This is a genomic window from Bacteroidota bacterium, from assembly GCA_030706565.1.
Lineage (GTDB): Bacteria > Bacteroidota > Bacteroidia > Bacteroidales > JAUZOH01 > JAUZOH01.
In genome coordinates, this window is record JAUZOH010000192.1 from 1 (window position 1) to 7,420 (window position 7,420).

7 protein-coding genes are annotated in these 7,420 nt (G+C 40.1%); all 7 read left to right on the forward strand.

The genetic code is table 11. The features are described from left to right. A partial coding sequence (locus Q8907_10405) for an outer membrane beta-barrel family protein (protein ID MDP4274678.1) occupies positions 1–753 on the forward strand: 753 nt, incomplete at its 5' end. A 348-nt stretch (positions 754–1,101) separates the two neighbouring features. Then, positions 1,102–2,205, forward strand: coding sequence for a redox-regulated ATPase YchF (gene ychF, locus Q8907_10410; GenBank protein MDP4274679.1), 1,104 nt, complete (start codon positions 1,102–1,104; stop codon positions 2,203–2,205). Positions 2,206–2,323: 118 nt separating this feature from the next. Beyond that, positions 2,324–2,944: a TetR/AcrR family transcriptional regulator gene (locus tag Q8907_10415; protein ID MDP4274680.1), complete on the forward strand. Its 621-nt coding sequence runs from the start codon at positions 2,324–2,326 to the stop codon at positions 2,942–2,944. 111 nt (positions 2,945–3,055) lie between these two features. Beyond that, positions 3,056–4,075, forward strand: a complete 1,020-nt coding sequence (locus tag Q8907_10420; GenBank protein MDP4274681.1) for an HlyD family secretion protein — start codon at positions 3,056–3,058, stop codon at positions 4,073–4,075. A gap of 110 nt (positions 4,076–4,185) precedes the next feature. Then, positions 4,186–5,697 carry a DHA2 family efflux MFS transporter permease subunit gene (locus Q8907_10425; protein MDP4274682.1) on the forward strand — a complete coding sequence of 504 codons (1,512 nt, stop codon included), beginning with the start codon at positions 4,186–4,188 and terminating at the stop codon, positions 5,695–5,697. Beyond that, complete coding sequence (locus Q8907_10430) at positions 5,694–7,025, forward strand: TolC family protein (GenBank protein MDP4274683.1); 1,332 nt, start codon at positions 5,694–5,696, stop codon at positions 7,023–7,025. The genes Q8907_10425 and Q8907_10430 overlap by 4 nt, the downstream gene beginning before the upstream one ends. 144 nt (positions 7,026–7,169) lie before the next feature. Further along, on the forward strand, positions 7,170–7,420 hold a 251-nt coding region (locus Q8907_10435), incomplete at its 3' end, for a signal recognition particle receptor subunit alpha (protein ID MDP4274684.1).

Sequence of the window (7,420 nt, forward strand, 5' to 3'; positions counted from 1 at the left end):
CAACGGCTCTCACGTCCCAGTATTAATTATTTGAACCCTTTTGTTATAAATGAAGATTCCATGAATATTCGTTATGGAAATCCTTCCTTAAATGCAGAAGTGGCTCATTCATTTGAAATAGGATATAGTATTTTTACTGCTAAATTCAATTTTTCGGTATCATCGTATGCCTTCTTGATTAATAATTCCATTGAAAGTATTTCCAAAATACAATCCAACGGGGTTAAAGTAACCACTTATGATAATATTGGCAAGAATCAAAGTTACGGGTTATCTCTTTATTCTTCTTATCGCGCAGGTGTAAAGTTTAACATATATTTTAACGGAAATGCCGGTTATAAAAAATTTGAAGAGAATAATGGATATACCATAAATAGTGAGGGTTTTAGTTATTCCGGCTCTTTAGGGGGCCAAATGACATTGTGGAAAAATGGAACATTTAATGCAAATGGAGGAATTTATTCACCCTCAGTTAGGTTTCAGGGAAAATCATCTTCTTATTTTTCTACCAGTTTGGGGTTATCACAGCATCTTTTAAAACATAAACTGAGGTTGAGCCTTTCGGTTTCTGATCCATTCTGGTATAAAAAGACAAAAACGAATGAATCAAAGGATAAAACATTTTATATAAGGAATCAGATTACCAGTGTGTCACAAACCTTACGGTTTAGCATAACATACGAATTTGGCAAAACCAATTTTGATGTTAAAAAAGCAAAGCACGGTATTAATAATGATGACCTAAAAAATTAAATAAGGGATACTGCCCATAGGATGTGCTTTGATGCTGTAAATATTTTTCTTTTTATAAGAGGAAAAGAAAACGAACCATTAAGGCTTTATTTGTTTGATATTGAATGGATTAAAAAATACATATATTCAGATACGACCAGATATATAGACATTAAAGATATTTTTCATGTAAAAGATAACAAATATCTTTAATTGTCTGTGATTAATTCCCCAATCTGTTAACCTAGTATGAGAAAAATCCATTCGATATAAATTTCGTCATCAATAAATGAAGAAATGGGATAATTATGACAATTCTCATCAAGGGATTTGCTAAATTTGCGCCCGAAAAAAATCAAATAAAAGCGTATGTCACTTCAGTGTGGAATAGTGGGTTTGCCTAATGTCGGTAAATCGACATTGTTTAATTGCCTGTCCAATGCCAGGGCGCAGGCTGCTAATTTTCCTTTTTGTACCATAGAGCCTAACGTGGGCGTGATTACCGTCCCGGACGAAAGATTGATCAAACTGGCAGAGCTGGATAAACCCAAACGTGTTATTCCCACTACCGTTGAAATTGTTGACATTGCCGGATTGGTTAAAGGAGCAAGCAAAGGCGAAGGACTTGGTAATAAATTCCTTGCCAACATCAGGGAAACGGATGCCATTATTCATGTTTTGCGATGTTTTGATGATGATAATGTAACTCATGTGGACGGAACCATTGATCCGGTCCGCGATAAGGAAATTGTCGACGCCGAGCTTCAGCTAAAAGACCTGGAAACCATTGACAGCCGTATCGGAAAGGTTCAGAAACAGGCACAGACCGGAGGAGATAAAGCTTCAAAACATTTGTACGAACTTTTGGTTCAATATAAAAAAGCCCTAGAACAGGGAAAATCGGCCAGAACCGTTGTACTTGAAAATAAAGAAGACAAAAAGATTGTAAAGGATTTCTTTCTGCTGACCGACAAACCGGTGATGTATGTCTGCAATGTGGATGATACCAGTGCGGTGAACGGCAACAAATACGTGGATGCCGTCCGTGAGGCCATCAAAGATGAACATGCCGAATTGCTTATCCTGGCGGCAAAAACAGAATCCGAAATTGCCGAAATTGACACATACGAAGACCGGCAAATGTTCCTTGAAGAAATTGGTTTGAAAGAATCAGGGGTTTCAAGATTAATCACTTCGGCTTACCGCTTGCTAAACCTTCAGACTTACTTTACTACCGGCCCTGACGAAAGCCGGGCATGGACCTTCGTTAAAGGTACCAAGGCTCCCCAGGCAGCAGGGATCATCCACACCGACTTTGAAAAAGGTTTTATCCGCGCAGAAGTTATTAAATACGAAGATTACGTCAAGTTGGGCTCGGAAATGGCCTGCCGGGAAGCCGGGAAACTCGCCATCGAAGGGAAAGACTATGTGGTCCAGGATGGCGATATCATGCACTTCAGGTTTAATGTATAATCCATAGCAATTATAATCTGGTGATGCCCGGATTATAAAATTTTGTGCTATATTTGACTTTTTAAACAAAAAAGTCAAATTGACTGTTTTACATTTGCATGAATTACTTAAAATAGTTATGGAAACTATCAAACATCACGGAGAGAATCCGGACAAATTGAACACTATTCTGGTAGCAGCCCAGAAAAGGTTTGGATTATATGGACTGACCAAAACCACCATGAGGGAAATTGCTTCGGATCTTAACATGTCCAAGGGTTCCCTTTATTACTATTTCCCTGACAAAGAACATCTGTACAAAGCAGTAGTGGAAAAAGAGCAGAATGAACTTATTCAGGAAATGCAGGTAAAGCTTGGGAAAATGAATGAACCCGACACCATGTTGAGGGAATACGTCAACATCAGGCTGCTATTCTTTCGTAAACTTCTCAATTTAAGCAGATTCAGATTCGAAGATATGATGAATTTAAAACCCCTTATGGGAAATGTCTGGAAAAGCTTCAGGGAAAGGGAAGCTAAGTTTATTGCCGGCATTTTCAGCGAAGGAGTTGAAAAAAATATTTATGGCATTGAAAACCCGGATGAGGCAGCTGAACTTTTTCTGGACCTGTTAAAAGGACTAAGGGATATGGTAGTAAGAAGAAAAGAATTTTTCTACCTGGAGCAGGATGAATACAACCAACTTATAAAAAAGACCAAAACCTTCACCGAAATATTCATTAAGGGAATTAAAAAATAATATGTTTTTAAGAAGCTATATCCACTTATTCTTTACATAAAACATAAAAACAAAACACATAAAATTAAAGTTGAACACATTGAAATTAGAATAGAGAAAGGAAATTATTTTATGGAGAAAAATGTAAGAAAAGCAAACCAAAGAAAGAAGTTAAAAGTCTACATTCCATTGACATTGGTCATGTTGATCGTTTTAACGATTTCATTTCTTTGGTACAGGGAATATTCGAAATATATTTCTACTGATGACGCACATGTCGATTCAGATAATGTTTCTGTGAGTGCTAAGATGCTTGGGCGTATTGCCCGCGTATATGTTGACGAAGGTGATTCGATAAAGCAGGGGCAGTTACTCGCCGAACTCGACAGTAGTGATTTACTGGCACAAAAACAACAGGCTATAGCCATGAAAGCGCAGGCCGCCACTTCAAAAGTTCAGGCACAGGCAAAATTACAGTATGATGAAGAAAACATAAAAGTATTGCAGGTAAATTACGAAAAGGCCCAGGATGACCTGAACCGTGCAAAAAATCAATTTGCCGGCGATGTGATTCCGAAAGAACAATATGACCATGCCAAAAAAGCTTTTGAATCTGCCAAAGCCCAGATTGAGGCTGCAAAATCACAGCTGAATGTTTCCAAGGCCCAGATTGGATCAGCACTGGCTTCAGTAAAAACAGCACAGGCACAGTTGGGAATTGTTTCTACCCAGCTAGGAAACACCAAACTTTATGCCTCTATTAACGGCATAGTTGCAAAGCGGTGGCTGCTGGCCGGAGACATAGCCCAACCGGGACAATCAATTTATACAATTACCAACAACCACAAATTGTGGATCATAGTTTATCTTGAAGAAACAAAAATGGCCGGCATACACCTAAACCAAAATGTCCGCTTTACCATTGATGCTTTTCCCGGGGTTAATTTCATTGGAAGAATTTTCACCATCGGATCCAACACGGCTTCTCAATTCTCGCTTATTCCGCCAAATAATGCCTCTGGCAATTTCACCAAGACAACCCAGCGTGTTCCCATCAAAATATCAATTGACGGAACAGATAAAAAAGAAAATCCTGCAAAGTACAAAATGCTTGCAGGGATGTCGGCTGTCGTTAAAATCATAAAGGACTGAGCATGAATAAAGTAAGTCCATCTCATCAGATCAGAAAATTAATCCGCACCAGGGATTCTTCGTTTCATCCGCGCAACAGGAGATACAAATGGTGGGTGCTGGTAAATGTGATGATCGGAACATTCATGGCCGTGCTCGATGGAACCATCGTAAACACAGGCCTGCCGAAAATCATGGCTTCTTTTGGCGTAGGTATAGATAAAATCCAATGGGTTGTGACAGCTTATATGCTTGCTATGGCCGTTGCATTGCCGACAGCCGGCTGGCTGGCCGACAAATTCGGGTATAAACGGATGTATTTCATGGGAATGCTACTGTTTACAATAGGTTCGGCTTTATGCGGCATGGCCCCAAACGAAGATATGCTGATTATATCAAGAATCATTCAGGGAATTGGCGCAGGATGTGTACAACCTATTGGCATGGCCATTGTAACCCGCGAATTCCCGCCACAACAAAGAGGAGTAGCTTTGGGATTCTGGTCAATCGCAGCGGCGGCATCTGTTTCTTTCGGTCCCCTTTTTGGAGGTTACCTGGTGGATAACTTTAGCTGGCCCTTGATTTTCGATGTAAACATTCCTATTGGTATAATTGGTTTATTGGCAACCATTGTCATTCAAAAGGAGCATATCAACAAACAGGTACGCAATTTCGACCTAACGGGCTTTATTTCTGTTAGTCTCTTTTTACCCTTATTGCTTTATGCATTTACAGAAGGAAATGCAGTGACCAATTCGGCAGGATGGGCAGCGCCTCATGTCCTTTTATGCTTTGGCATTTCAGCTATTGCTTTTGCTGTTTTTGTTACGGCGGAACTGACAACAGACCAGCCACTAATCGACCTGCGTTTGCTGGGAGAACACAACTTCGGGATCTGTAATATCATCATGCTGCTCTTTGGAATCGGCATGTTTGGAAGTACTTTTTTACTGCCGTTGTTCCTGCAAAATTCATTGGGAAATACCGCTGTTCAATCAGGAGCTGTATTCCTTCCTGTAGGTATTATCCAAGGTACAATGGCACCAATAATCGGAAGGGTTGCCGACAAGACAAATGCAAAGGTTCCCATAATTATTGGAATTAGTTTACTAACTTTTAGTTTTATCCTGAACAGCCAGTTTTCATTTCTGACAGAACATCATTTTATCATGACCTCACTGTATATCAGGGGCTTGGGGCTAGGCATGATCTTCACTCCTTTAAATACAATATCTTTGTTGGGTATTCCTCGTGAAAAAATGGCCCAGGCTTCAGGAATCACCAATACAGTACGGCAATTGGGCGGCAGCTTTGGCGTTGCCATTCTGACAACCATACTTACGGCAAGGATAACCTATCATACTCAGATGTACGGTGAAGCCTTAAATCCCAATTCTCAGGTATACCAAAATGTACAAACGAATCTGGGCTACCATATTCAACAATCATCTGGTAAATCAAAAGTTTCGGCCGCAAGCCTTGGTAAAAGTGTTATTGTTGCCCAAGCCAACAAAGAAGCCTATATCCAAGCCATCAATGACGATTTTACCATTGCAGCAGTGGCTACTATACTTGGGGGCCTTCCGGTTTTATTGTTGCGAACCAAGAAAAAACAATTGTATTCAAAATCAGTAAAAAAATGATCAGACGAAAATTTAAATTTTTCTATATAGCCCTGGCAGTAATTTATTCCTGGAATGAATTGCCATCTTTTGGACAAAGCATTCAAAAAGGATTTACTGACTCACTGACTTTATCCAAAGTCATCTCTGAAGTCAGTCAGAATTATCCTTCGGTGAAAGAGGCAGAAGAAGCCTTAAATGCTGCCGATGCAAAAATCGGACTGGCCAGGTCAGGCTATTACCCGGATGTGTCGGCAAGCGCTTCATATTCACGGATTGGGCCTGTTCCTTCCCTCACCTTCCCGGGGCTGGGAACTTTTCAGTTCTATCCGGCCGATAATTATTCGGCAACCGTCAATTACAGGCAAAACATTCTTGATTTCGGGAAAACCGCAAAATCCATTTCCCTGGAAAATCAGAATAAAGCCATTGCCCAACAATCGCTTGTACAGGTAAAACAGAAAATTTCCATACTGGCAATCAATTGTTTCTATACACTGCTTTATTTGCAGGATGCCATTTCAATCAAAGATGAAGAAATACAAAACCTTCAGGAGCATCTTAAATTCATTCAAAAGAAAGAAGCAAGCGGTTCGGCCACTCAATTTGAAATTTTGACCACCCAGGTAAAAATTTCTGCCGTCGAAAATCAAAAAACAGATTTGAAGACTGCACAAAAAGTGCAGTCTGCTTTGATGAATTCTCTGCTGGGACAGCCCAATGACGCATCCCTCACTGTAAAAAATGAGCTGCAATCCGTTTCTACGGTTATTCCGGCCGATTCGCTTGTCTCCTTCGCGTTCAGAAACCGGGATGAATTAAAAATAGAAAGCGAAAAAGAAACGTTGGCCAAATTGAAGTATGAAACAGTGAAATCACAGAACAATCCTGATCTCAGTATATTTGCTTCAGCTGGCGGGAAAAACGGGTACATTCCCAACCTCAATACGATCAAGGCAAATTATGTGGCAGGAATCAGCCTGAATGTTCCTATTTTTGATGCAAACAGGAAAAAATACAACCTGCTGCATGTAAAATCGTCCATGCAGTCATTGGATTTCGAAACCGAAACCATGCGGCGTTCTATCACAAATGAGGTCGTGGAGAGCGAAGCTAATCTGTCGGCCTCGCAACAAAAAATCGATGAATTCGAGTTGCAACTGGCCCATGCCGGCAAGGCATTCTCCCTGGCTCAGATTAATTACAAGGAAGGGACCATCACCAATCTCGACCTGCTCGATGCCACAACTACTGTAGCTGAAAGTCAGCTTCTCCTTTTAAAAGCTAAAATTGATTATATCGTCAGCGCCTACAAAGTTAAAGCGGCCATCGGCGAAAGATTGTATTGACAGCCAGGCAACAAGAATTTTTTTCAGATGAAGGACGACGGGAAAGAATCCGGATCAGGCGTTGGTAAATTGTTCATTGTCATTTGAACATAGTTTACTATTTTTGTAGCACTTATTGTCGTATTTATAATTTTATCATAACAGATGTTCGAAAATTTATCAGACAAGTTAGAACACTCCTTTAAGCTGTTAAAAGGCCAAGGAAAGATTACAGAAATCAATATCGCCGAAACCCTGAAAGAGATCAGAAGGGCTTTGCTTGATGCCGATGTGAACTATAAAATTGCCAAATCGTTCACCGACAATGTGAAGCAAAAGGCATTGGGCCAGAATGTTTTGTTATCTGTGAAACCTGGTGAAATGATGGTTAAAATCGTGCATGATGAGCTTAGCCA

Coding starts and splice junctions, on each gene's coding strand:
- ychF (MDP4274679.1), top strand. CDS start 1,102: ATGTCACTTCAGTGTGGAATAGTGGGTTTGCCTAATGTCGGTAAATCG.
- Q8907_10415 (MDP4274680.1), top strand. CDS start 2,324: ATGGAAACTATCAAACATCACGGAGAGAATCCGGACAAATTGAACACT.
- Q8907_10420 (MDP4274681.1), top strand. CDS start 3,056: ATGGAGAAAAATGTAAGAAAAGCAAACCAAAGAAAGAAGTTAAAAGTC.
- Q8907_10425 (MDP4274682.1), top strand. CDS start 4,186: ATGATCGGAACATTCATGGCCGTGCTCGATGGAACCATCGTAAACACA.
- Q8907_10430 (MDP4274683.1), top strand. CDS start 5,694: ATGATCAGACGAAAATTTAAATTTTTCTATATAGCCCTGGCAGTAATT.